Below are 24,658 nucleotides of genomic sequence, written 5' to 3' on the forward strand. Positions count from 1 at the left end.
ACGGATTAATGACAAGTTAAACCGTTTAATTGAAATCCAGCCTGCTGTGGGCAATAAAACAGTATATACCTATGATTTACGCGGAAACCGTTTGACGGTAAGCAGTGACTGGTTTCACCTTGACCTTGTAGATACCGGCTATACCTATGATTTGCAAAATAGATTAAAAACAGTTACAAAAGGCAGTGCCTTAACTATTATGGAGACTGCTAATCCGCAGACAGAAGGGAAGACAGTAACAGGTTCTGCACTGGAAGTTTCTAAAAAGGATGTTTCACTCATAGCTGCTGAGGATGAAAGGACATCTGAGATAAAGACAATAACAGGCTCTGCCATATATACGGCTCAGGGAGTTAAGACAACGACCATGGAATATTATGCAGACGGCTTAAGAGCAGGGAAATATACCGAAGCCGGTTCTGATTTGTATGTCTATGACCTGTCAGGCTATCTGGTGGCAGAGGCCAAAAATGCAGCCACTATTACGGCAAACTATGTATGGGGACCGGACAGAGTTCTTTCCAAAAAGGAAACCGGCGGAGGAGAATATTATTATCTGTATAATGGACATGGAGATGTAGTCCAGATAGTTGACAGAAACGGAAATGTGGTTAATAATTATAAATATGACGAGTGGGGAAATATTCTGGAGAGTACTGAAACCATAAGCAATCCCTTTAAGTATGCCGGAGAGATATATGATGAAGAAACAGGCTTGTATTACTTAAGAGCCAGATATTATGACCCGGCTTTGGGAAGGTTTCTTAATGAAGACAGTGTAGAGGGTCAGGTGAACAATCCTCTTTCCCTGAATCTGTATACGTATTGCTATAATAACCCACTAATCTATATAGACCCTACAGGAAATACAGCGAAAGATTTCTTTACAGGGCTTGCTAATGCTTTGGACGATAATTTAACAGGCGGAGCCTTGAACTGGCTAGTCAGTAAAATGCTAAAGGTGAATCATGATTATCGTTATGAAAGTGGAGTAGATTATTATACAGGCCGTGTTGTAGGTGATGTCTTATCTATGCTTGGAGGAAGCGGCTCTATTGTTAGCGGCATAGGAACCATTGTAACCTCAATAACAGGAGGGGGAGCTATCACAGTTTCTTCCGGCGGAACTCTTGTTTTAGGCGGCGGAGCTATTGTTGTAGAAGGAGTTATAGCTGGAACAGCTCAGGTTACATATGGTGGATTAGTCATAGCAACAGCATCTGGAAATTTTAATAATGACGTTAATAATCTGAAAAAGGCCTACTCCGCTCAGAATTCAATAAATAATGTCCTTAGTGGAGCAGCTGAAACTACAAGCAGTAAAGGTGTTGCGAGAAATTATGAAAAATCGGGAGGTTATAATCAAACATTAAGAGACTTTGATAGTCTTAACCCAATAAACGTAAAAAACATTCAAACACAATACGGTCTAGGAAAAGTAGGTAAGCTAAGTGATGGAACAACAGTTGTTGCAAGGCCAGGTAGTAAAACGGGTGGACCAACTCTGGAAATAACTGTATCAAATAATAAAGTATATAAAATAAGATATTAATTTGGAGATAAAATGGAACATTGGACAGAAATTTATAAAAATGTTATACCAGATGGAAAGTATCAAACTCTTGTTCAAAATGGTGAAGAATCTGGTCTGTCAATTAGACTAGAAAGCAAGGAATATACAATAAATATTAATTTCGGTGTAGTAGCTGCATTCAGGATGCTGGATGAAGGAATTTTACTGAATGAAGTATTTTATAACAACGAAATTATCAAATTTAAAAATAACAAATTTGCAAATGTTATTTATAAAATTGAGAATGGAGAATTTGGTAATTTTATAAAAAATGCATGCAATGAACTATATAGTTACCTTGAATTAGAACACTATACAATTGTCACTATGAATTATATAATAGAGATAATATCTAGTGGAGAACCCGATATTAAAGTAAAAAAAACAAAACATTTTGACTAAGCTTTATATACACTCAAATTTGTAAAAAAGAAAGTAAAAATCAAGTTTGGGGACAACATCTTTGGGCAAGAGGGTATTTTTTAGCAAGTAGTGGAAATGTTATAAATAATAAGAGATTATATGTAAAATCAGTAAATGGAAGAATTCTTTATTTTGGAATGTGGGTGAAGGATATGTCATAACAACTATGAAAAGATTACCACGATAAGGTTATTGTTTTATAGAAGATAAGTATTTCGTTAGGTATAAGGGTGAAATTACTAACGCAATACGAAGCCATGAAGTTATCAACATCTTAAAACGAATAGCCATTTAATAAATAATCACAAAAGAAGTATATTTTGTCATTTTCTTTTGTGATTATTTATATATAAGTATTTTATATGATGAATTACAAGTTATTTATCTACATTCTCAGGTGAACAATCCACTTTCCCTGAATCTGTATACGTATTGCTATAATAATCCACTAATCTATATAGACCCTACAGGAAATGCAGCGAAAGATTTCTTTACAGGGCTTGCTAATGCTTTGGACGATAATTTAACAGGCGGAGCCTTGAACTGGCTAGTCAGTAAAATGCTAAAGGTGAATCATGATTATCGCTATGAAAGTGGAGTAGATTTTATACAGGCCGTGTTGTAGGTGATGTCTTATCTATGCTTGGAGGAAGCGGCTCTATTGTTAGCGGCATAGGAACCATTGTAACCTCAATAACAGGAGGGGGAGCTATCACAGTTTCTTCCGGCGGAACTCTTGTTTTAGGCGGCGGAGCTATTGTTGTAGAAGGAGTTATAGCTGGAACGGCTCAGGTTACATATGGTGGAGTAGTACTGGAGGCATCGGCTAAGAACTTTGGGAATGATTTGAATAAGTTGAGGGAAGCGAGTAAATCCGATGGAGATTTTAAGATTAATAAAAAAACAGGGCGTGTTGGTAGTTTAAGCACTAAAGGAGAAGCGAATTCAGTTACCGAATTATACGATAACAATGGAAAACTCTTACAAAAACATTACTATGATAGTAATGGAAAAGTTTATAAGGATATAGATTTTTCGCATGGAAATAGTGATGGAACACATACTTTTCCACATGAACATAATTGGGATTGGTCGAAAAAAAATCCTCGTCAATAGGAGAAAAATATGATGTTTAATAAAATAAGTACTCAAGATGATGTTCAAGAATTAATGAAAAAATTTGGATCTTTTCATGATAGTTGTATTAAAGAATTAAGGTATATTAGTGGAGGGTACGTTAGTAAAGGATATTCAGACCAGAATAGACCAATGTATCCATTAAATTCGAAAAGGAGTGTTAATATTATTTTTCAGAGTCAGAATGCAGATTATTCAGTCATAGAGATGAAATTTGATTATATTCAGAAATTGAATTTAGTACCAAGAAATGAAGATTATGACTGCGTTATTTACGATGCATCACTGGTGAAAATTGGTGATTTGTTCTATTGGAGTGAATGGGGAGATTTTAAGATAGAGGATATTATCAATGAGAATCGAACATGGATATCGTCAAAAGAAGTGCATTGGCGTCAATTACCTGAGGAATTTTTAGGTGATAAACTCATTTATAATGATTTTACTTAATATCTTAATGCCTAGTGTAGATATGCTATAGGAACAAAATACTGAGCGAGACAGAAAGAAACTAATAAAAGAGAACTATTCATTACAAAATAATTACTTTACATTAGAAACTTGAAATTCCTTTTGGAAAATATAGAGGAATTTCGAGTTTCTAGTTAATTTAACAGGCGGAGCCTTGAACTGGCTAGTCAGTAAAATGCTAAAGGTGAATCATGATTATCGCTATGAAAGTGGAGTAGATTATTATACAGGCCGTGTTGTAGGTGATGTCTTATCTATGCTTGGAGGAAGCGGCTCTATTGTTAGCGGCATAGGAACCTCAATAACAGGAGGGGGAGCCATTACAGTTTCTTCCGGCGGAACTCTTGTTTTAGGCGGTGGAGCTATTGTTGTAGAAGGAGTTATAACTGGAACGGCTCAGGTTACATATGGTGGAGTAGTACTGGAGGCATCGGTTAAGAACTTTGGGAATGATTTGAATAAACTCAATGAGCATATGACAAATCATGGTAAACAAAGGACTCAACAACGTGGATTTAGTGAGCAGAAAATTAATGATGTTATGCAAAATTATTCTCACAAAGTATACCAATCTGGTGGGAAGACAGTGTATGCTAAAAAAATGGGAATTACTATGATGTTGTTATAACTAATAAAAATGGACAAGTAATTACAGCAGTTGGGGGAAATACTAAATCTCTTAGAAATTGGAGTGATGTTACGAAGATGTTAAATAATCATGGAGGCTAAAGTTCTTTACCAACGCATTAAGAGGAGTTTTTTATGCCTAAGATTGTAAATAAAGAAAAAAATGTTATACTTGAATTAAATTTATTAAATAATACTTATCTGGATATAGACTTTTTAAGAGAAGACTTTGAGAATTGGATACCTTTTGATTTGGCTCTATATGTTGAAAATGAGATTTACAGATACCCTCCAGAAAATGGTGCTACTTTTACACTTTATGAATTAAGGAATTTGATTACTCAATTAAATAAAATTATAATATTAAAAAAAGAAAAGTTGGAAATTGAAAAGTATTTATTTAGTAGTTTTGAAGGTTATTTTGACTTGATTTTATATGATCCATTGGAAGAAGATGCACTTAGTCTTGAAGTATGGATTAATATGGGCACATTAACAGAAGGAAAATCCTATGGGTATAACAAAGGGTTTCAATTTGATGCGGAAATAAAGCAAGTTAAAGAATTTACAAAACAACTTACAGAACAGTTTAACAAAATACGGAGTGAGACAGAAAGAAACAAATAAAATAGAACAATTCATTACAAAATAATTACTTTACATTAGTAACTTGAAATTCCTTTTGGAAAATATAGAGGAATTTCAAGTTTCTAGTTAATTTAACAGACGGAGCATTGAAGTGGTCTGTAAGTAAAATGCTGAAGGTAAATCATGATTATTGTTATGAAAGTGGGTAGATTATTATACAGGCCGTGTTGTAGGTGATGTTTTGTCCATGCTTGGAGGAAGTGGCTCTATTGTTGGCGGCATAGGAACAATTGTAACCTCAATAACAGGAGGGGGAGCCGTCATGGAAAGTTTGGAGTAGAGAAGTATGTGGAGGACCTCATGTAGAAGATACTACAAACTTAGGAAAGTTCAGTATTGTAAAAGAACAATCTTCTTCTGCTGGAGTTAGAAGGATTAAAGGAGTCATTAATAAATAATATTATTTTAAGAAATTTCAGATAAACAGCTAAAAAGTATAAGTTATTTAACTGGTTATTCAGTGTTAGTAAAAGAGCAAGGTCACACAGTTTCGGCTGTTGTGGCCTTTTTAAAGTTTTATATTATATACAGGAAAGGTATAGTGCGTATTGTGAAGAGTTAAGAGGTTATAGTAAAGCCATAAGAAATCTCTTCACATGGAATTAAATGGTATTATAATACTATATGTTGAATTATAGTAAATATAGTAAAATATAAGAATGAATTTTTTGTTATAGAACGAGAAGTAGGAAAGAGGTTTTATCATTATTAAAGTAATCAAACAGTAGGGAAGAGGATGATATAGAAGGGGGATTGTAGATTGATAGACGAGGAAAACCAATATAGATATATTAGTAACTTAATGCCATTCGTTGAGGGGATGGTACCTCTATATGAAGACGCTAAGCTGGCACAGGAAGAATTATTAGATAAAAACATAGCATACCGATTGTTAAGCAGCATACCATGCAATGCGAGCTAGTATAGCAATAGAGAGCATATAATGATAGTTACTTGATAATGTAATGAGTTAGTGAATGAAAAGAATAGGGAAGGAATAGTATAATGAAGAGAATAGTATTTATCGGGATGATTTTGTGCATGATGTTCGGATGTAGTGGATGTAACACAAATAAAGTGAATGAGAATCCGAAAAACAATGAGGTAGAACAAGAAAATAATAATATAGAAAAACAAGCAGAACAGGACAATACGGAAGTAAAAATTGACGAAGCGTTGCCATCTTTTGAGGCAGAATCCACTCAAACAGTAATAAATGATGTATGTGAAAAAATTGAGTTTAATAAAACCATTGATTTTGATGTTAACCTGGATGGTGAGAAAGAAGTAATATCAATTGATGCACCTGAAGTTACGGATGGCGATTACAGAACAATTTCCATATCTATTAATGATACAACGACAGAAATCGTTGAAGCGGAATCATATGGAGATGCATATCTATTACAAAATGAACAAGGTAATATAGGATTACTATTTGATGTTTGGTGGAGTAATGATGTTAGCAAAACCTATTTATGTAAAATAGATAGGGATAGGAAGATTATTGGAATAGAAGAGATTGAAGGAAATATGGCTGAGAATTCAGTTACAACAAGCACTTTGACAATCGAAAATTATATTAATCTGTTTGGAAGCTGGTATGGAACTTGTGAATATGAAATTACCTCTGATTTGCAATTAAGTATTAAAGAGAATTTTAAAATTAAAAATGAGGATGAAAGATATATTACATCAATAAAAGAATTAGTTTTAGAGGTGAAAGAAGGAGAAACCTGGACAGCGAAACCATTAAAAGAGAATAAAAAATTCTATCCTATAGCCACAGACAATGTGGAATATATGTATTTTATAACAGAAGAGGAAGAAGAGGTTCGTATCAAATTTACAAGAGTGGATTATCAAGTATATGTGAATGATGTTGCAATTGAGGAATTATTTGCTGGAATAGAAATCGCTGGATAGTCTTAGGAGGATAAACATATGTCAGATATAGAGGCTTTTATAGAGATTGCAACGGAAGAGCTTGGATATCTAGAGAAGAAAACAAATGAAAAACTAGAAAGTAAAAAAGATAATGCCGGAACAAATAACTACACCAAATATGGAAAATGGATTGGTTTAAATGGTCAGCCCTGGTGCCATTCTTTTGTGTCTTGGTGTGCAAATGAAGCAGGCATTTCCAGCAGTATTATTCCTAAGACAGGCGGTACTCATACTGGCGCTAACTGGTTTAAAAAACGAGGACAGTTTATCAAACCTTCAAAAGACAATCCACCAAAACGGGGAGATTTAATGTATCATGACTCAGGTGGAGGGAAAGGTCATGTAGGGATTGTAATTGCTTATAATGGAGATGGTACTGTTACAACGATAGAAGGTAATACGAATAATGCCGGAAGCAGAGAAGGAACCGTAGTTACTAAAAAAGAGCGAAAGTTCAGTTATATTTGGGGTTTTGGAAGACCAAAATATTCGGACACCTCCTCTGAGGAGGAAATAAATCCTGGCAAAGAGGAAACGAAAAAAGAAGATAATGCAAACAAGGGAACTAGTGGCAAGGCAAACAATACATTACAACGTGGCAGTAAAGGTAAAAAGGTTGAGGAGTTACAAAAGAACTTAATTTACCTTAAGTACGATCCTAAAGGTGCTGATGGTAGTTTTGGTTCGAATACAGAGAAAGCCGTAATAGCCTTTCAAAAAGCAAATGGTTTAAAGCCGGATGGTATAGTCGGACCTAAAACCCAAGCAATGCTTGATAAATTAGTAAAAGAAAAGAAAATAAAAGATGCAAACTCAAAAAGCACTTCAATTGTTGTAGATGGGGCAACGTTAAAATGCTCAAATGGGATAAATCCGACCAAACTAAAAGTACCTAAGAGTCATGGTGCCAAAATACAAAACAAAAATGAGGCTACTGTCAATGATAATAAAGTAAACATAAATATTATGACCTTTGGACAATGTAAGAAAACAAACAAAGTATGCACTCCTATCATAAGAAATACATGGAAAAATAGTAAAGGAAATTACAAATTAAATAATGAGCAAGTGTTAACTAAGAATAGCTGCCTTGCATGTAATAATTCCGGAATTATTACAATTGAAGATGATGGTCAAAAAAAGGGTTCCACTGAGAAAAAGGCAACGGAGACTGCAACATTAACGTTTAAGACCAATAGAACATTAAAATACGGAAGCAAGGGAGCAGATGTTGTTCAATTACAAAAAGTATTGAATAAGTTTAAATGTGGAAATTTAATTCCAGACGGTGAGTTCGGTAAAAAAACAAAAAATGCAGTGATTGCATTTCAAAAAAAATATGGCTTAAAACCAGATGGTGTAGTTGGTCCTAAAACAAAAGCAAAAATTGCTGAGTTACTAAAAAAGGAAGAGGTCGATCAGAAAAATTCTAATAATAAGAAAGATACTTCAAAGGAAGATACAAGTAAAAAAGACAATAACAAAAAAGATGGGGATGTAAACAAGTACATAGAAAACCTAAGAAAGAATCCGTTAGGTTTTTCAAAAGAGAAATTAGAATCAGTATGTGCGGCAGCAGAAGTGTTGCTTAATGAAAACTATAAGCTTGCATTTGTAGCCGGAATACTTGGAAATATTGTAGCAGAGGGAAAAATAGGACAATTCGAGAGTTCGAATTACAAATCAAATCCTTCAAAAGAGCCAGCTTATCTGGTTTATGTTGATAAAAACTTCAGTTATAGAGAAAAATTTTCTGGTCAGAATATTTCAAAAGTTGGAATTAAGGCGACCTATAAGTTAGCATTAAAATGTAAGGAGTCCGGTTATCAAGGTAAATATGGATTGGGTTGCGTACAATGGACAGGTTCTCGTTGTACGAGCTTAGTTGAGCAGTATAGAAAAATCTGTGGGGAGGATGCCTATCCAACCACTGAAGAATGTGCAAGTGTTGAAAGTAATTTTATAGCAATAGAATTGAAAAGTGACAGTTATAAAGGGGTATATAAAAAATGGTGTAATGAGAATAATGGTGGTGTTGATTCGAATGATAGTGCGCGTTCAGCAGGAAAGATTGTCTGTAAAGAGTACGAAAGACCAAAGGCAGACTCGTCAAAAGAAAGAGGCGAGAAGGCAGTAAAGATCTATAATACAATGAAGGGATAAGGAATAAATTAATGGAAAGTTTATCAAATAATATGCGTAAAAGCATACTACTTACTTTAATAATAACAGTTACACTATTCCTGCCATTTACTAACAGGGGTCGTACCTATGCGAAAGATAAGCAGGCTGTAGAGATTACTTATAATAACGAGCTAAAGAAAGAAGTTGGTTATGGCTGATGAATAAGAAGTCCTGTAATCTATGTATTTAATTGGCTAAGGAGGAAATTAGATGGAAGCAATAACATATCATCAATTAAAAACAAATATACCAAATATAAAAAGAATTGAATCATTAAGTATACAGCAAAACCTAAATAAACATGCAACAATGCGGTTAACAGGAATAATGGATGAAAAATCTATAGATCAATTTGTTGTACAAAATGAAGAAGATAAAGAGATAGAGGTGTACACGGAGGATGAAAATTCAGAGTATAAGATTTTGTTTCGAGGAATTGTTAAAGAGGAGCAAATTCGTTTTGTGCAGGGTATTTGTTATATAGAAATAGTGGGAACATCCTACACCTATTTGTTAGATATTAAGAAGAGAAAGCAATCATTTCAAGATGCTGCAATGTCTCTTCAAGAAATCTTAGCACATATTATGAAGCAATACGCGGGATGGGACGTACAAGATACGATTCAAAGGAAAGAAGGGGTGGGGCAGCTTCTGATACAATACAATGAAACGGATTGGGAATTCTTAAAAAGGCTTGCATCTATTTATCATAAACCAATCCTGCCAATGATTAACTATAAAACGCCAAAGTTAGTCTTTGGAGCAAAGGAAGGTAAAGAGATTGGTAAGCTATCACAGTTTAATTATGTCGTATCAAAAGATTTAGAGTACTATTCCAAAGCCAAAAATAATAAATTACCAGAAATCAAATTAGAAGATACCATTATCTATAAGGTTACAACCAGGAACGAATTTGAGATTGGGGATGTAGGTGAATTCCAAGATAGAATCATATATATTCGTTCAAAGAATTGTGAAATGCATGGTGGGGAACTTCAGTTTGAATATGAACTAACAACAAAAAATGCTTTTTTGCAGGAGGATAAATACAACCAAAATATTGTAGGAACCTCTATCAAAGGAACGGTACTAGAGCGAGTGAATGATAAGGTTAAAGTGCAGCTTGCAATTGATGAGAACAAGCAGAGTAAAGAAAAAGCTTGGGAGTTTCCTTATATGACACCATATTCATCGGAGGGTCATAGCGGCTGGTATTGTATGCCGGAGATAGGAGATACCGTAAATATCTATTTTCCAAGCAAACGAGAAGAAGAAGCAGTTGCACAAAACTCCGTACGGTCTAAGAGTGCAAAAGGAGATAAGATAACAGATCCTGCTGTTAAATATTTTCGTACAGCTGATGGGAAGGAAATTAAATTCAGTAAAGATGAAATCTGCATATCCTGTAAAAATATGTATATTAAAATGACGGAAAATGATGGAATCCGTATTGTTAGTTCAGGTAATCTTAATTTCTCATCAGGGAAAGGAATCACTCTGCAAGCAGAAAAAGAAATTAATATCCATGCAAATGACCAGATTAAATTAGAGTGTAAATCAAGTGAAATTGTTATGAATACAAACATAGATATATGCGGAGAAGATGTTCGTATTAACTAATCAACCGGCTGAGGAGTAAGTTAACTTTATGGAATATTTTATACTACAGCATGATAATCGGCTATTAGAGCCTTTACAGATAAAGAAACAGGACTGTAACCTTTTAACAAAAGAACCTTTTATACTACCTTGTGAGATGGAAGAAAATACATGGATACCTGAATTCTTTGTCCTTAAGGAACTTTTTGAACATTACTTCTTTGTATCCGATCGATTAAAAGAACTACTTGATATCTATAGTAAAGAAGTTGAAGCAATTCCATGTTTTCTGACAGATATTAAACGACAAAGACAAGAATGTTTTTGGAAAATAGAGTTGCCGGAAATATATCATACGATGCAAGAAGACAATGTAAAAATGAGTGATTTGTGTATGGATGAACAACAAGTACAAGGGAGATACCTATTTCTTCTCTCATCAGGTAAAAGGAAATATGGTGTCGTGTCTTTGCATCTAGCTGAACATATGTTACGCAAGAATTATTACGGAATTCTGTATATTCCGGTAAAAGTATCATAGGAGAATTAGTATATGGAGACAATAACTTTTAATGAGCTGCTGTTTGAACTTCCTATAACGTATGAATATATAAAGGAATGCAGCTTGGCTGAAAAAATAAACGAACATGTAAACGTACGCATCCAAGGAGTACTTACAGAAGAAGAACAGATACGAGCACTAGAACAAGTGTCAATGGAAAGTCAGGTTCGCATATATACAGAGGAAGAAGAATTATTTTATGGCATCGTAACCAGTTTTGATATTACATATCTTAATGGTGTAGGTGAATTCGTACTTTGCGCGGCCGATGAATCGATACGCTTAGATATTGTTAAGAAAAGCAGAAGCTATCAAGATATCAATCAAACCTATGCGGCTATTATTAAAAAGACGATAGGAGAGTATTTTGGAGACTTTGCAAATATAAGTCAATATACAGTGTATCCCCAGGCACCTATTATTCAATATAAGGAGACCGATTGGGAATTCATTAAAAGAATAGCTTCCTACATGGGAACCTATCTACAACCGGAAGCAAAAAGAAAAGGAATTCAGATTTATCTGGGTGAACATGACGGATATAAACGTAATCCTGCAATCTATGAATATGTTGAAAAGAGTGAGAACCAAGCGTATGTATCAAAGGAGAACAAGGAGTACATAACAAAAATCAAAAACTGCAAATCAATATGGATTCATGTTTCTGAAAATTATAACATGGGAGATAAGATAGTAATGAAGCAAGAACTCTATACAATTATAGAGAAAACAGCTTGTATGGAAAAAGAACAGCTCTTATTTACTTACCGATTAAAAAGGAGAGAAGATCTTCAGATTTCTATCAACCATAATAAAGCAATGAAAGGAACCTCCTTAGAAGGAATCATATTAGCAATCAAGGATGATAAGATAAAACTCCAGTTATGTATTGATGAAACCCAGGACGAAGAAAGGGCATATTTGTATCCTTTTGCAGTCCCATACACAGCGGAGGGAAACACCGGATGGTATATGATGCCACAGATTGGTGAAGGAGCTTTCTTATATATCCCTTCAGAAGATGAAAGCCAAGGTTATATATCGACAGCAATACATAAGGAAGGGGAAAGCAACCCCTTTATGATGAATGAATCGGTACACAGAATCGGCAGCGAAGATAATAAGTCACTTGTTATGGGACGGGACGAGCTATCCTTTCAGTCAGAGGACAAGGAATTCTTTATTACCATGATGGAAGAAGAAGGTATATCCGTTGTAAGTGACGAGGGAATAAAACTAATGGCAGGGAAGAAGTGCAACTTGCATGGAAATAGAATTAAACTGTATGCGAAAGAGAGAATCACATTGACCACCAAGAAGACGAGTATTAACCTAGATTCAGTGGTGGATATTAGTGGGGATAACCAGAGAAAGAGTGTAGCAGATGAGTTGCTGTATAGCTTGGGAGGCTAAAGCGTAATCGAATAAGAATGAATGGGCTGTATTTACTAGTAGGGCAGTCAATAGTAGAGACATATGAAAGACACTCGTAGTAAGCTGGATAAAGAGATAGGGGGAGTTACTATGGCAGAAAGTGCATTAGAGAATGTGAAGAGGACGCTGGTTCGAAGAAGAGAATATGTAAAAAAAGGTAAAGCATTCGAGGGTGCGAGAGGCTATCAATATAATAAATGGAGTGTGCAGGAAGAAATGAAAGAACTAGCTGGAATAAAAAATATGAATCATAAAGCAAGTACAAGGATAATGAATTCGGGCATCGTGAATATCAAATGTAAGAAGTAAGATATCTAAAGTAATATACCTTTGATAACGACGGTAAGATAGCTCAAAATAGGCTGGATAGAAGAGTTTACGCTGGATGAATTACAACATAGTAAGACAAATAATCATAAGAATGTTTTATAGGTGGAGAAGATAGTAATATCCATAGTGGAGGATTACAATGTTTATTGAAAGAACTACAGTTGCAGAAAAAATAATTGAACTAAGAAATAAGAGGAACCAAATACAGGAGAGGGTAATTTCAGAAGATGATTTAGACAATGGATTTGTTGTTATCAATCAAAAAGTTTATGAAATAGAAGAGATGGCATTGGCAGAAGGGAAATTCACCATGTCTATGCCGACAGAGTTTGGACTTCTAGATGAAAGCCTTGCTGAATCAAAATATCCTAACCTTTTACGACCACAGTACATATATAGTGATAAAACGACAGGTGTTAATATTACATTTACAATCGATGATAAAAAAATAGACGCCGAAGAAGTTGAAGAATTGAAAGAGAATCTTATCTGCATACTGTCAGATTTACACCCAGAGTATGAAATAATAGACGAAGTAATAATACATGGAGACGACTTAACCATAGCGACATTTGGCTTTATAAAGTCAACCCTTGATGGAGAGCTTTATCAAATGATATTTCTTATGTCCCTTAATGAGAAGTTATTATTGGGTGGATTTAACTGTAATGCGCAAGTAAAAGAAGAGTGGTACCCTGTGATTCATCAGATGGTACAGACAATACGACCAATTAATTAAGATATGAATTCGGGTGATTGAATATGAAGCATGAACTAGAGAAGTTTTATATCAATGAAGTTGAAACAAGACTAAGTAACATAAGGAAAGAAATTGAGCAGGAATTAGATGAGAAAAGTGCGGAATGGAAGGAACAATTCTTGCTTGAATTTAAGGTGCTTTGTAAAAGAATTGACCAATACTGTGTTGAGAAATCTTACGAACCCTTCTATCTAATATTTCATCTATTGCGAACCAGAATTCTTGAGCATAACTATCAATATGAAGTTAAAATTTATAATGAAGACTGGTATCTAGAGGACGGAATTTATGTTGGTGACTTTAATGTTGCATTTATATATCATCAATTTGAGAAGCTATGGAAACAGTTAATGTGCGAAAGATTAAGATATGTGAGGAAAATAAGTGAAGCAGATATCCAATTTATTATATTAGAGACAGTAGGAGAATTTCATCAATACATCCTAAGATTTCTTAGAGAGAATATCATAGAAGCAATCTCCACAGAAGAATACAAATCCCTTACAAAAGGGAACCGATTTGTAATAAAGACAGGAGAGTATCTAGAGATAGGAGATTTTATTTTTGTTGAAGAGAATAATAAGGATTATGTAAAGCTTGTCCAGTGGCTAGATGAACATAAAGAAGGCGATGTATATACCTTTGAAGATTTCAGTGGAATAGTAATTAAGGACAAGCAATATACCAACATGGATTTAAGGTATGTCAATTTTAGTGGTGCAAGGTTTGAGAACGTGACCTTTCATAATTGTAAACTGGAAGGAGCAAGATTTGACTTATGTGACCTGGCTACGGTAGGGTTTGATTAAAAATAGAGTCTGCGTATATCTGAAATATGAACATAAAAAACATGGAGACTAATTCCAATGTGTTGCTAGTAAGCTGACTTTCGTATATAATATACTAAAACAAAAAAATAGGAGGCTGTCATGAAACGTAAACCCTTATTAAGGAAGATTCTTTACCTTTTGCTTTTATTCATTTTTCCTTTTGTTCTAAGTGCCTGTAGGCAAAACAGTAAAAGCATGCCGGAAACCACGGGTGTATCACTAAGTGAGATTGTTACAGTGAATTCTGATGAATCTACGAGTGGTTTACCACAGACATCATCTGATGATGAGTCTTCTGTAAATAATGATACGATTACAGCATATGACAATTTCTTAGCAGGAAGTATTAACGCACAAGACTTAAAGCATGAGATAAGTGATGGGGTCGTTACAATTAACGATATTTCTATGGAGCCAGATTTTAAAACGTATTATGCCCTTTTTGATATGAATGGGGATGGAATACCGGAACTTCATCTGCGCCCGATTGCAGGGGGCAGTTATTCCATTTTTACATATCTTGATGGACAAATAGTTTTATGGCATAATGGCCCTGATTATGAATCTCCACTAAACAACGGAGCAATCTTATACGAACGTGACGGAGCAGCACCGACTCATGTAAATTATTATTATTTAGTTTTGGACTCCCAAGGAGATGAGATTTCAAAAGTATATTTCTCAAAATATCACAGCGTCGATGAAAGTGGAACGACGGAAAGTACCGATTATGAAGTGTTTATGTTTGAGGATAAGGAAGTATCCAAAGATGAATGGAATTCACTAACCGATGAATATCTTTCGCATTCATCTGAATTAATCGTATGGAATGAATTATAAGTAAATTCTCCGCAATATATAACAGTGTTATTAAGATATCTATAAATTCCTTTCGTTACGGTACCTACAAGGAGATATACCGGTTTCTTTTTTAAAACAGGTACAAAAATAGGAATCATTAGCAAAGCCACATTTTTCTGCAATTAAATGGATCGGTAACTGAGAATTCTTAAGAAGTTTCTTTGCCAAGGCAATCCTTTGCTTTAGGATATACTGTTTAAAACTGCAATTTACTTGTTTTTTGAAAATATCGCTAAGATAGCACCGATTAATATTAATATTTCCACATACACAATCTAATGTCAACGGTTCATCCAAATGTGTGCGGATGTATGCGATGGCATTTTTTACGTGTTTATTTTTGTATTTTTCCACCATATACTCAGAGCAATACCCATAGGATAAAACTATCTTTTCTCCAACCTCAAGAAAATTGTTAGAGGATAGAGTTTTACGAATTATATGCTCATTCTCGTGACAACACTTATGTAAGCTGACCTTTTCATTTATTAAAATGTAGTTGTATATACTGATATTTAATGAATACAGGTATATCGTCTTTAATTGAAGGTTTCCTTCTTTCTCTAGCAGCTCTGCTTTTTCTTTTAATGAATGAATTGCTGCTTTCGTATTTCCATTATATAAAAAAGTACATATTTCTAAATGGTTGTATAAAATTTCTTCCATCACGTATTCCCTTCTAAAAATAATTAAATTAAATCCAAAATTTTTTAAACATATAACTAGTATAACATGTTATCATGAAAAAAGTTAGATAAAACTAACAAAATATCATATTAGGAAAGAGGTCTTTAATGATGAAGAGAAATATACTATTTCTTTTGATTTTTACAATGCTGATGGCAGCAGTTGCTTGCAGCAAAAAGGATAATAAAACAAATACAGATACAACAACATCGGCCAGTACCAAAAAGGAAGAGGAAACAGCAGGGAAAGAGAATCCTGATAGTCAGACCGAAAGCAGTAGTCAAGAGACAGCTGACAAGGAAGCTTCCGACATAGAGCTAAGTCAGCACAGAGTAATTGCTTCCTCTGTAGCTGTTGTTGAAATATTGGATGCGTTAGGTGTTCCCATGGTTGGCGTACCAACCAGTAGTTATGAATTGCCGGAAAGTGTGAAAGAGGCACAGAGGATAGGAAATCCCATGTCACCGGACATGGAAATCATGGCTTCTCTTGAACCCACAGTAATTATATCGGTTGATTCCCTAACAGAGGAGTTAAAAACGCAATTTGAAGCACTTAATATTCCGGGTAAATTTTTGAATTTATCCAGCTATGACGGACTTAAGGAAAGTATCACAAGCCTTGGTGTTTATTTTGGGGTTGAAGAGAAAGCAGCAGAGCTTATCTTAGAATGTAAAGGCAAAGAAACGGCTATTACAGCGTTAATTGATGGAAAAGAAAGCCCCTCTGTTCTGATTATATTCGGAGTCTCAGGAAGCTTTATGGCAGCAACAGAAAGTACGTATGTGGGAGATTTGGTAAAACGTGTTGGTGCAACCAATGTCTTAGAAGGCATGGGAGGCAGTTTTATTCCTGTTGATATGGAATTTTTAGCAGATAAAAACCCGGAATACATATTATTTATGGCTCATGCAAATCCGGAAGAATCTTTAGAGGCATTTCGAAAAGAATTTGATACCAATGAGGCATGGCAGAATTTTGATGCTGTAAAAGATGATAAGGTAATTGCGCTTGATACAGGTTATTTTGGTATGAGTGCAAATCTGCTGGCAACGGAAGCAATGGAAAAGCTGGTTGGTTACCTATATACAGAATAAGTTGAGAAGTGACATGAAAAAAATAGGTGCATTTGTAATAGTAAGTATTTTACTGGTTTTTGGAATTATTTTTTCGATTTCAGTGGGCAGTGTCAATGTTCCGATTCAGGATATAATAGAGGCGTTGTTCACAAAAGAAACAGGGAGCGTTGGAATTATCAGAAATATTCGAATCCCAAGAGTAATTATGGGCGTTTTAGTTGGAGCAAACCTGTCAGTAGCAGGTGTTTTGTTACAGGGAGTTATGAGAAATCCTTTGGCTGACCCTGGAATCACCGGAATTTCCTCCGGAGCTAGTATTGTGGTCATGCTGATAATGCTATACTTTCCAAAGAATACTCATATGATACCCTTTTATGGTTTTCTTGGAGGAATGGCTGCTTGCTTTATGATTTATTCACTTGCCTGGAAAAAGGGGATTACAGCAGTAAGAATCATTCTTGCCGGTGTTGCTGTAAATGCGATTCTTGGTGGTGTCAGCAGTATGATGTCTATTCTTAACAGTGAAAATCTTGCAGGGGTATTAAATTGGATGAACGGAAGTTTAGGAAAAAAAAGCTGGAATGAGGTTAAGGTGATGATTCTTTATACCGGTATTGGTCTGGTGCTTGCCATGCCACTGGCAAAAAGCTGCAACCTGTTGGCTTTAGGTGATAAAAATGCCAAGAGTCTGGGTATGAATCCTAACTTACATAGAATTCTAATTTCTTTAGTGGCTGTTTTCCTAGCAGGGGTGTCCACAGCTTATGCAGGGGTTATTAGCTTTGTGGGACTAGTAGTGCCTCATGTAGCCAGATTATTGATGGGCTCAGACCACAAGGTTTTACTTCCTTTTGCCGCTATTCTAGGTTCGTTTGTTTTAGTCCTGGCAGACACGCTTGGCAGAACGGTAACCGCACCTTACGAAATTCCTGTGGGGGTTATTATGTCTGTACTTGGTGGTCCGTTCTTTCTGTATCTGTTAAGGAAAGGAGAGAATAATTATGGAAGCTAAGCAACTTATTTTTCAGTATGGTACAAATCCATTTATAAAGAATCTGGATACAAAAATAGAAAAAGGGCAGATTACAACAATAATTGGACCAAATGGTTCCGGAAAATCCACTCTATTAAATCTTTTTGTAAACCAGTTAAAACCGGAAAACGGCAGCATACTATTAGATGGAAAAGAGTTAAGCTCCTATAAACAAAAGAAATTGGCAGAAAAAATAGCAATTGTATATCAACAGAATAATGCGCCGGGTGATATTACGGTTGAGAGACTGGTAAGATACGGAAGGACTCCATATCAGAGTTTTTTTAGTAACAAAGATGAGGAGGAGGACCAGGTTATTGACTGGGCACTTTCGGTGACAAAATTATCAGAGCTTCAGACCAAGAAGCTATGTGAGCTGTCCGGCGGAGAAAGGCAGAGAGCATGGATTGCTATGGCATTGGCTCAAAAGACAGACATGCTGTTTTTAGATGAGCCAACTACATATCTTGATGTTTATTACCAATATGAAATACTTAATTTGGTTCGGGAATTAAATCAAACATTTCAGATGACAATACTCATGGTACTCCATGATATTAATCAGGCAATTCAATTCAGTGATAATGTAATTATTATGAAGAAGGGCAGAATCGTATATGACGGGCCTGTAAGGGAAGGGATTACAGAACGCAGAATTGAGGAGGTATATGGTATAAAATCTATGATACAGTGGTGCGAGCAAAACAAGTGCCCCTACATGATTCCACTTAGTACATAAAATAAAAGGAGATAACAAAATGAAGGTTTTGGTAACATATTCCAGTTTAACAGGAAATACACAAAAAGTAGCAGAAGGTATCTATGAAGGAATTCAAGCAGAGGTTAAAGATATTAAACCGATGAAAGAAGTAACAGAACTTGATAGTTACGATGTTGTTCTGGCAGGATACTGGGTTGACAAAGGTGGTCCCAATGAGGAAGCAAAGAAATTCTTGGAGCGCCTTGAAGGTAAGAAAGTAGGTATTTTTGCAACGCTTGGCTATTGGCCGGATACGGAGCATGGCTGGAACTCACTTATGAACGGGGAAGAAGTTGTGAAAGAAAAAAATCAAGTCATTGCCAAATACATTTGTCAAGGCAAGCTAAACGACAGTATAATTGCCAGGTTTGAAAAGTTACCGGCAGACAATCCCCATGCAATTACAGAAGAAAAAAGAAGAAGATATGCGGTGGCAAAAAATCATCCCAGTGAGGCAGATATTGCTCATGCAGCAGAATTATTTTGCGAAAGGTTAAGTACCAATGTTTAATTCCAGACTGAAAACGCATCACAGTGCTATGGCAGAAGGTGCAAAGTATCTTAAAGGACCGGGTGTTCTAATGGATGTTCTAGAGCAAAAGAATAGTACGAACCGGCAGCCTGCAACTATTTATATTCATGTTCCTTTTTGCAGTAAAATTTGTAGTTTTTGTAATATGCGAAGAAGCTTGCAGGAACCTCACAGTAACTATGGGGACTGGATAGTGGAAGAGATTAGAAACTATGGCAGTTACACGTCGGTTAAAGAGATGGTATTTGATGCAGTCTATTTTGGAGGAGGTACTCCAACAACCTTAGACAAAGAAGACTTAAGAAAAATTATTAGAGCATTAAAGGAATGTTTTCGATTTACAGAGAATGCAGAGTTTACCATCGAAACAACGGTGTCCGAATTGACAGAAGATAAAATAGCTATGTTTTGGGAGGAAGGAGTCAACCGCTTTTCTGTTGGAGTTCAGACCTTTCATGATGAGGGCAGAAGACAGATGAACCGGATTGGCAGCGGTAGACAAGCCTTTGAAAAGCTTAGATATTTAAAAAATGCGGGATTTGCTACGGTAAGTATGGATTTAATTTATAATTACCCTAACCAGACAGTTGGCGATTTGATGGAGGATTTAAAGAAAATAACTTCTCTTGAACTGGGTGGATTTTCTATGTATTCCTTGATTAATATGAAAGAAACAAAGATAGATGAAGCACAGGGACTTAAAAATGATGAAGAGATGTTTTTTCGCATTGCAGAAACCATGGAGAGAAGCGGATACCGGTTTCTTGAGTTGACGAAGATGGTTCGGGATGATACGTATAAATACATTATGAACCGTCATTATGGTGCGGATACTTTACCCTTAGGTGCCGGTGCAGGGGGAAGTATATGCGGACTGGCCATGATGAATCCGATTGATTTAAGGGAGTATCAGACTTCTGTAGCAGAATTTGGGAACCGAAAAGGAATGCAGATGCACCCTGCCTATAAAGACAGCGTAATTTTTAAAGGAGATTTACAAAGGGGCTATCTGCCGAGAAATACAGCATTATACAAGGATTATGAAGCCTATCAGGCAATACTTTCAAAGCTTCTTGCGGAACATTACGTGGTAAAAGAAGGGGAGGAGTATCGTCTCACCCACAAAGGAATCTTTTGGGGGAATACAATCTCCAGGGAGTTGGCTGCTATGACGCAGTAGTATTATAAAAAGAAACGTCTTTAATACCTTTATTTTATATAGCGAAGTAGAAAAAGTTCAGGTTATAAAGGGATTAAAAAATATCTGATATACAAAAAGTGACTAAAAATAGATTCGGCTATTTTTAGTCACAACTTATTATATGCATTATATAATATTTATTAAAACAAGTTTACCCTTTGAATTTTGCTAAAATATTTATAAACAGTAATTATAAAGTAAGTATTAAAAAAGTATAAATATGTAAAAAATAATGGCGTTGACATGGAACTTTGGCATATAATAAAGAAGACCATATGTTTTATCAAGGTTCTTTCCTGAGAAGACTCTCTATTAGGCAATATTAGAGGGAAGAAAAATAAATCAAAGAGGTACAAGCCATGTCAGTGATAACAAAAAAAGCTTTGGCGGCTTCTCTAAAAAAACTTATGGAGAAGAAGCCGATTGAAAAGATTACAATTAAAGATATTGTCAAAGATTGTGAAGTGAATCGCCAGACCTTTTATTACCACTTTCAGGATATCTATGATTTGTTGGAATGGATATTTGTAACGGAAGGTTTCAATGCTTTGGACGGAAAAAAGACCTATGACAGTTGGAGAGAAGGGTTTCTTAAGGTATTTAAATATGTGGAAGAGAATAGGGGATTAGTAATAAATCTATTTCACTCTCTAGGGCGTGAACGTCTGGAACGGTTTCTGTATAATGAGGTATATAAGCTTCTTAAGGGAGTGGTAGAAGAGCAGGCAGAGGGGCTAACGGTAGCAGAGGAAAATAAGGCCTTTATTGCTGATTTTTATAAATATGCTTTTGTTGGAATTATGCTGGAATGGATTCGAACCGGAATGAAAGAAAAACCCGATGCTATAATTGATAAAATTAATAAGTTGATTACCGGAGATATACATAAAGCGCTGCTGAAATATCAAAAATAGTATTCTTAGCCTTGTATTACATTCTATTTAAATTACCATAAAAGAACCTGAGGAACAGGCTGACTGTCTCTTCAGGTTCTTTTGATATAAGAAACTATTGGTCTTCTTTCTTTTCTGCCATTCTCATAAATATTTTAATAATTTCATTAACAGCCAATGGGATAAGTGCAAATACAAGTACAATACCCCAATCACGAAGGCTTAAATTGTGAACTTTAAAAGCATTTGCTAAAAAGGGAATAGAGATAACTCCTAATTGTAATATAAAGCCTACTATTATAGCACCTACCAAATACAAATTGCTAAAAATTCCAACTTGAAAGATAGATTTGCTGGGATTGCGCATGGTTAAGGAATACATTAACTGGGAGGCAGCCAATACAACAAAGGACATAGTTCTTGAATAAGTCATAACTTCTTCCGGGATTTGTGCAGAATTAAGGTGATAGCCGTGTTCTGCAAGCCCAAAGTAAAAAGCGGCTAAGGTCAAGATACCAATGAGCAGACCACCAATAATGGCCCTTAACCCTGCGCCCTTAGCAAAGAAGCTCTCTTTAGGACTTCGGGGGTTTTTCTTCATAACATCTTTATCGCCGGGGTCAACACCCAGAGCAATTGCCGGAAGAGAATCCGTTATTAAGTTTATCCACAATATCTGCGTAGGAAGTAATGGTACGGGCCAGAAGAATAAAATAGAGGTCAAAATGGTCACAACCTCACCAAGGTTACAGGATAATAAAAAGATAACCGCCTTTTTAATATTATTATATATATTTCTGCCTTCTTCAATTGCATTGACAATGGTGGTAAAGTTGTCATCCGTTAATATCATATCGCTTGCACCCTTAGCCACATCCGTTCCGGTAATGCCCATAGCAACACCTATATCAGCATACTTTAAAGAGGGAGCGTCGTTTACTCCGTCACCGGTCATAGATACAATATTTCCATGGGATTTAAAGGCGCGTACAATCTTGACTTTATGTTCCGGTGAAACTCTTGCAAATACTCGGTACTCGTTAATTTTACTTGAAAAAACATCTTCCGGTATTTCATCGATTTCAGCACCGGTGAGGCTTTGTTCAATGGAATCTGCAATACCAAGCTCTTTCGCAATGGCAACGGCTGTATTTTTATGGTCACCGGTAATCATAATTGGGGTAATACCTGCTAATTTTGCTTCCATGATTGAAGCTTTTACCTCAAGTCTTGGTGGATCAATCATGCCAACCAGACCGATAATTGTTAAATCTTTTTCCATCGCATCAGGAGCTAATACAGTATCCGTATCTTTAAAGGCAACCCCCAGAACACGAAGAGCAGCATCAGACATTTCCTCAGTTTTTTTCAGATAGTCTGCTTTTAGTTCTTCGGTTAAAGGAACCTTTTGACCATTTACCAATGCGGTGGTAGAAATTTTTAACAGATTATCAATGGCACCCTTTGTGTGGACCCGGTAACCGGCGGCTTCTTCATTTAAGGTAGACATTAACTTCCGGTCTGAATCAAAAGGAAATTCAGATATTCTTTTGTGTCTGGCACCTAGGGCGGCTTTGGTTAGCTGAAAGCGTTCGCCAAGAACAATCAAAGCTACCTCAGTCGGGTCACCGGTACCCTGCCCATTTTCATAGGTGGCATCAGAGCATAAAACTAGAGATTTTATTAGATCTGCTTCATCACCGTCTGCACTAAGCAAGGAATCGGCGGAAGGTATGTTAGTCAGTTTATGATAGGTATATTGCTTTACGACTGTCATTCTATTCTGCGTTAAGGTACCAGTTTTATCCGAGCAGATAATGTTGACAGAACCCAGAGTTTCCACAGCCGGAAGCTTCTTTACAATGGCATTAATTTTTGACATTCTGGTAACGCCAAGTGCCAGTACGATAGCTACAATAGCGGCTAGCCCCTCGGGAATTGCGGCAACTGCTAAACTAATGGCAGTTAGAAACATTTCGAATAAATCTCTCTTTTGAATCAAGGCTACTATAAAAATCAACACACAGATACCAATAGCGATAAAACCCAGGATACGTCCGAGTTCATCCAGACGCTTTTGCAGGGGCGTCATTTCATCAGTATCTTCATCCAGTATTTTAGCTATTTTTCCAATCTCTGTATCCATGGCGGTAGCAACTACAACACCTTCACCCCGTCCATAAGTGGCTAGAGTAGACATAAATGCCATATTTGCCGCATCGCCAATCGGTGTTTTAGGGTCATTAAAGAGCTTTAAAGAATTCTTATCTGCCGGTACGGATTCTCCGGTCAGTGCAGATTCTTCTATTTGGAGATTGGCACTTTCAATCAGTCTTAAATCTGCCGGTACATAACGCCCTGCATCCAGGATTACAATATCACCGGGTACTACCTCTTCGGAGTTAATCTCTTTTACTTCTCCATCCCGTCGCACCAAGGATCTGGGAGTTGTCATCTGTTGAAGTGCTTCAACTGCTTTTTCTGCTTTGGATTCCTGAACAACACCTATAACTGCATTTAAGAGTACTACCATTAAGATGATGATGGCATCAACATACTCATTTATGAATATAGTAATGACGGCAGCACCTAAAAGTACATAAATCAGCATATCCTTTAATTGCGACAGGAGCAGGGAAAATAAACTTTTCTTTGGTTTGCCCTTTAATTTATTCATGCCGAATTTTTCAAGTCTGTTCTGGGCCTCCTGGGAAGAAAGTCCGGTTAAAGGGTCTACTTTCAATTCATTAAAAATATCATCCTTAGTTTTGGAAAACCACATACGAACACCTCTCTCATAGTAATGAAATACATATTATTTTATTTTTAGACCATGTAAAAGAAGACAATCATCCTTTCTAGTTTTTTCTGTGTGCAATTGCTTTATACATAATACTTACATTTATCCGAAACATTTATCTATAGTAAAATTTTACTATAAATTTCTGGTAGAGTAAAATTAATTTTTCATTATAAATTCCTATCTGTATGCAATGGCACAGATACAAATCAAGATGTGCTTAAAAAGTTTTTGATTATCATCCTAAATATCTGCTATAGTTATCAGTTTTTCCTTGTTTTTCTATC

General features: G+C 35.7%; 26 protein-coding genes and 1 pseudogene. 25 read left to right on the forward strand and 2 right to left on the reverse strand.

Going from position 1 to position 24,658, the window contains the following annotated elements; genetic code table 11:
• Positions 1 to 46: 46 nt before the first annotated feature.
• The 19 genes and pseudogenes from acsn021_RS22740 (at position 47) to acsn021_RS01385 (ending at position 15,365) form a co-directional block, all read left to right on the forward strand.
• Positions 47 to 1,552 carry an RHS repeat-associated core domain-containing protein gene (locus tag acsn021_RS22740; RefSeq protein WP_197978589.1) on the forward strand — a complete coding sequence of 502 codons (1,506 nt, stop codon included), beginning with the start codon at positions 47 to 49 and terminating at the stop codon, positions 1,550 to 1,552.
• A 12-nt stretch (positions 1,553 to 1,564) separates the two neighbouring features.
• Positions 1,565 to 1,975: a hypothetical protein gene (locus acsn021_RS01300; RefSeq protein WP_184093792.1), complete on the forward strand. Its 411-nt coding sequence runs from the start codon at positions 1,565 to 1,567 to the stop codon at positions 1,973 to 1,975.
• A gap of 418 nt (positions 1,976 to 2,393) precedes the next feature.
• Positions 2,394 to 2,621, forward strand: a complete 228-nt coding sequence (locus tag acsn021_RS01305; protein ID WP_184093791.1) for an RHS repeat-associated core domain-containing protein — start codon at positions 2,394 to 2,396, stop codon at positions 2,619 to 2,621.
• A 14-nt stretch (positions 2,622 to 2,635) separates the two neighbouring features.
• A complete protein-coding gene (locus acsn021_RS01310; RefSeq protein WP_184093790.1) occupies positions 2,636 to 3,112 on the forward strand; it encodes a hypothetical protein in 477 nt (158 codons plus the stop codon).
• 9 nt (positions 3,113 to 3,121) lie between these two features.
• The gene (locus acsn021_RS01315) at positions 3,122 to 3,583 is read left to right on the forward strand and encodes a hypothetical protein (RefSeq protein WP_184093789.1); all 462 of its coding nucleotides are present in this window, start codon (positions 3,122 to 3,124) and stop codon (positions 3,581 to 3,583) included.
• A 175-nt stretch (positions 3,584 to 3,758) separates the two neighbouring features.
• Positions 3,759 to 4,232, forward strand: a complete 474-nt coding sequence (locus tag acsn021_RS01320; protein WP_184093788.1) for a hypothetical protein — start codon at positions 3,759 to 3,761, stop codon at positions 4,230 to 4,232.
• A 134-nt stretch (positions 4,233 to 4,366) separates the two neighbouring features.
• Positions 4,367 to 4,858 (forward strand): WapI family immunity protein, encoded by a 492-nt coding sequence (locus tag acsn021_RS01325; RefSeq protein WP_184093787.1) that lies wholly within the window; start codon positions 4,367 to 4,369, stop codon positions 4,856 to 4,858.
• A 341-nt stretch (positions 4,859 to 5,199) separates the two neighbouring features.
• Positions 5,200 to 5,277, forward strand: a pseudogene (locus tag acsn021_RS23110) (hypothetical protein); the annotation flags it as partial.
• 362 nt (positions 5,278 to 5,639) lie between these two features.
• Positions 5,640 to 5,801 carry a hypothetical protein gene (locus tag acsn021_RS01335; RefSeq protein WP_184093786.1) on the forward strand — a complete coding sequence of 54 codons (162 nt, stop codon included), beginning with the start codon at positions 5,640 to 5,642 and terminating at the stop codon, positions 5,799 to 5,801.
• 83 nt (positions 5,802 to 5,884) lie between these two features.
• On the forward strand, positions 5,885 to 6,805 hold the full coding sequence (locus acsn021_RS01340) for a hypothetical protein (RefSeq protein ID WP_184093785.1): 921 nt from the start codon (positions 5,885 to 5,887) through the stop codon (positions 6,803 to 6,805).
• A gap of 18 nt (positions 6,806 to 6,823) precedes the next feature.
• Positions 6,824 to 8,989 (forward strand): phage tail tip lysozyme, encoded by a 2,166-nt coding sequence (locus acsn021_RS01345; RefSeq protein ID WP_184093784.1) that lies wholly within the window; start codon positions 6,824 to 6,826, stop codon positions 8,987 to 8,989.
• Between the two features lie 11 nt (positions 8,990 to 9,000).
• The gene (locus acsn021_RS01350) at positions 9,001 to 9,168 is read left to right on the forward strand and encodes a hypothetical protein (RefSeq protein ID WP_184093783.1); all 168 of its coding nucleotides are present in this window, start codon (positions 9,001 to 9,003) and stop codon (positions 9,166 to 9,168) included.
• 52 nt (positions 9,169 to 9,220) lie between these two features.
• Positions 9,221 to 10,630, forward strand: a complete 1,410-nt coding sequence (locus acsn021_RS01355; protein ID WP_184093782.1) for a type VI secretion system Vgr family protein — start codon at positions 9,221 to 9,223, stop codon at positions 10,628 to 10,630.
• A gap of 28 nt (positions 10,631 to 10,658) precedes the next feature.
• Positions 10,659 to 11,150, forward strand: coding sequence for a hypothetical protein (locus acsn021_RS01360; RefSeq protein WP_184093781.1), 492 nt, complete (start codon positions 10,659 to 10,661; stop codon positions 11,148 to 11,150).
• 12 nt (positions 11,151 to 11,162) lie between these two features.
• Entirely contained in the window at positions 11,163 to 12,584 is a 1,422-nt protein-coding gene (locus acsn021_RS01365) for a contractile injection system protein, VgrG/Pvc8 family (protein ID WP_184093780.1), read from the forward strand.
• Positions 12,585 to 12,695: 111 nt separating this feature from the next.
• The gene (locus tag acsn021_RS01370; RefSeq protein ID WP_184093779.1) at positions 12,696 to 12,914 is read left to right on the forward strand and encodes a hypothetical protein; all 219 of its coding nucleotides are present in this window, start codon (positions 12,696 to 12,698) and stop codon (positions 12,912 to 12,914) included.
• Between the two features lie 160 nt (positions 12,915 to 13,074).
• Positions 13,075 to 13,674 (forward strand): hypothetical protein, encoded by a 600-nt coding sequence (locus acsn021_RS01375; protein WP_184093778.1) that lies wholly within the window; start codon positions 13,075 to 13,077, stop codon positions 13,672 to 13,674.
• A gap of 23 nt (positions 13,675 to 13,697) precedes the next feature.
• Positions 13,698 to 14,504 (forward strand): pentapeptide repeat-containing protein, encoded by an 807-nt coding sequence (locus acsn021_RS01380; protein WP_184093777.1) that lies wholly within the window; start codon positions 13,698 to 13,700, stop codon positions 14,502 to 14,504.
• Between the two features lie 120 nt (positions 14,505 to 14,624).
• On the forward strand, positions 14,625 to 15,365 hold the full coding sequence (locus acsn021_RS01385) for a hypothetical protein (RefSeq protein WP_184093776.1): 741 nt from the start codon (positions 14,625 to 14,627) through the stop codon (positions 15,363 to 15,365).
• A 39-nt stretch (positions 15,366 to 15,404) separates the two neighbouring features.
• Here the strand turns inward: acsn021_RS01385 and acsn021_RS01390 are convergent, their stop codons facing one another.
• Positions 15,405 to 16,052 (reverse strand): helix-turn-helix domain-containing protein, encoded by a 648-nt coding sequence (locus acsn021_RS01390; RefSeq protein ID WP_184093775.1) that lies wholly within the window; start codon positions 16,050 to 16,052, stop codon positions 15,405 to 15,407.
• 128 nt (positions 16,053 to 16,180) lie between these two features.
• Here acsn021_RS01390 and isdE point away from each other — a divergent pair, with 128 nt between their 5' ends.
• The 6 genes from isdE (at position 16,181) to dhaS (ending at position 21,592) form a co-directional block, all read left to right on the forward strand.
• Positions 16,181 to 17,170, forward strand: a complete 990-nt coding sequence (gene isdE / locus acsn021_RS01395) for a heme ABC transporter substrate-binding protein IsdE (protein ID WP_184093774.1) — start codon at positions 16,181 to 16,183, stop codon at positions 17,168 to 17,170.
• A gap of 13 nt (positions 17,171 to 17,183) precedes the next feature.
• On the forward strand, positions 17,184 to 18,164 hold the full coding sequence (locus tag acsn021_RS01400; protein ID WP_184093773.1) for a FecCD family ABC transporter permease: 981 nt from the start codon (positions 17,184 to 17,186) through the stop codon (positions 18,162 to 18,164).
• Positions 18,154 to 18,924 carry an ABC transporter ATP-binding protein gene (locus tag acsn021_RS01405; protein ID WP_184093772.1) on the forward strand — a complete coding sequence of 257 codons (771 nt, stop codon included), beginning with the start codon at positions 18,154 to 18,156 and terminating at the stop codon, positions 18,922 to 18,924. Before acsn021_RS01400 ends, acsn021_RS01405 begins: the two co-directional genes overlap by 11 nt.
• Before the next feature lie 19 nt (positions 18,925 to 18,943).
• Positions 18,944 to 19,456 carry a flavodoxin family protein gene (locus tag acsn021_RS01410; RefSeq protein ID WP_184093771.1) on the forward strand — a complete coding sequence of 171 codons (513 nt, stop codon included), beginning with the start codon at positions 18,944 to 18,946 and terminating at the stop codon, positions 19,454 to 19,456.
• Positions 19,449 to 20,657 (forward strand): coproporphyrinogen-III oxidase family protein, encoded by a 1,209-nt coding sequence (locus acsn021_RS01415; RefSeq protein WP_184093770.1) that lies wholly within the window; start codon positions 19,449 to 19,451, stop codon positions 20,655 to 20,657. The genes acsn021_RS01410 and acsn021_RS01415 overlap by 8 nt, the downstream gene beginning before the upstream one ends.
• Positions 20,658 to 21,037: 380 nt before the next feature.
• On the forward strand, positions 21,038 to 21,592 hold the full coding sequence (gene dhaS / locus acsn021_RS01420; RefSeq protein WP_184093769.1) for a dihydroxyacetone kinase transcriptional activator DhaS: 555 nt from the start codon (positions 21,038 to 21,040) through the stop codon (positions 21,590 to 21,592).
• A gap of 94 nt (positions 21,593 to 21,686) precedes the next feature.
• On the opposite strand, the gene acsn021_RS01425 is transcribed toward dhaS, so the two are convergent.
• Complete coding sequence (locus acsn021_RS01425; protein WP_184093768.1) at positions 21,687 to 24,353, reverse strand: cation-translocating P-type ATPase; 2,667 nt, start codon at positions 24,351 to 24,353, stop codon at positions 21,687 to 21,689.
• Between the last annotated feature and the right edge of the window lie 305 nt (positions 24,354 to 24,658).

The sequence above is a fragment of the Anaerocolumna cellulosilytica genome (assembly GCF_014218335.1).
Classification (GTDB): Bacteria; Bacillota; Clostridia; order Lachnospirales; family Lachnospiraceae; genus Anaerocolumna; species Anaerocolumna cellulosilytica.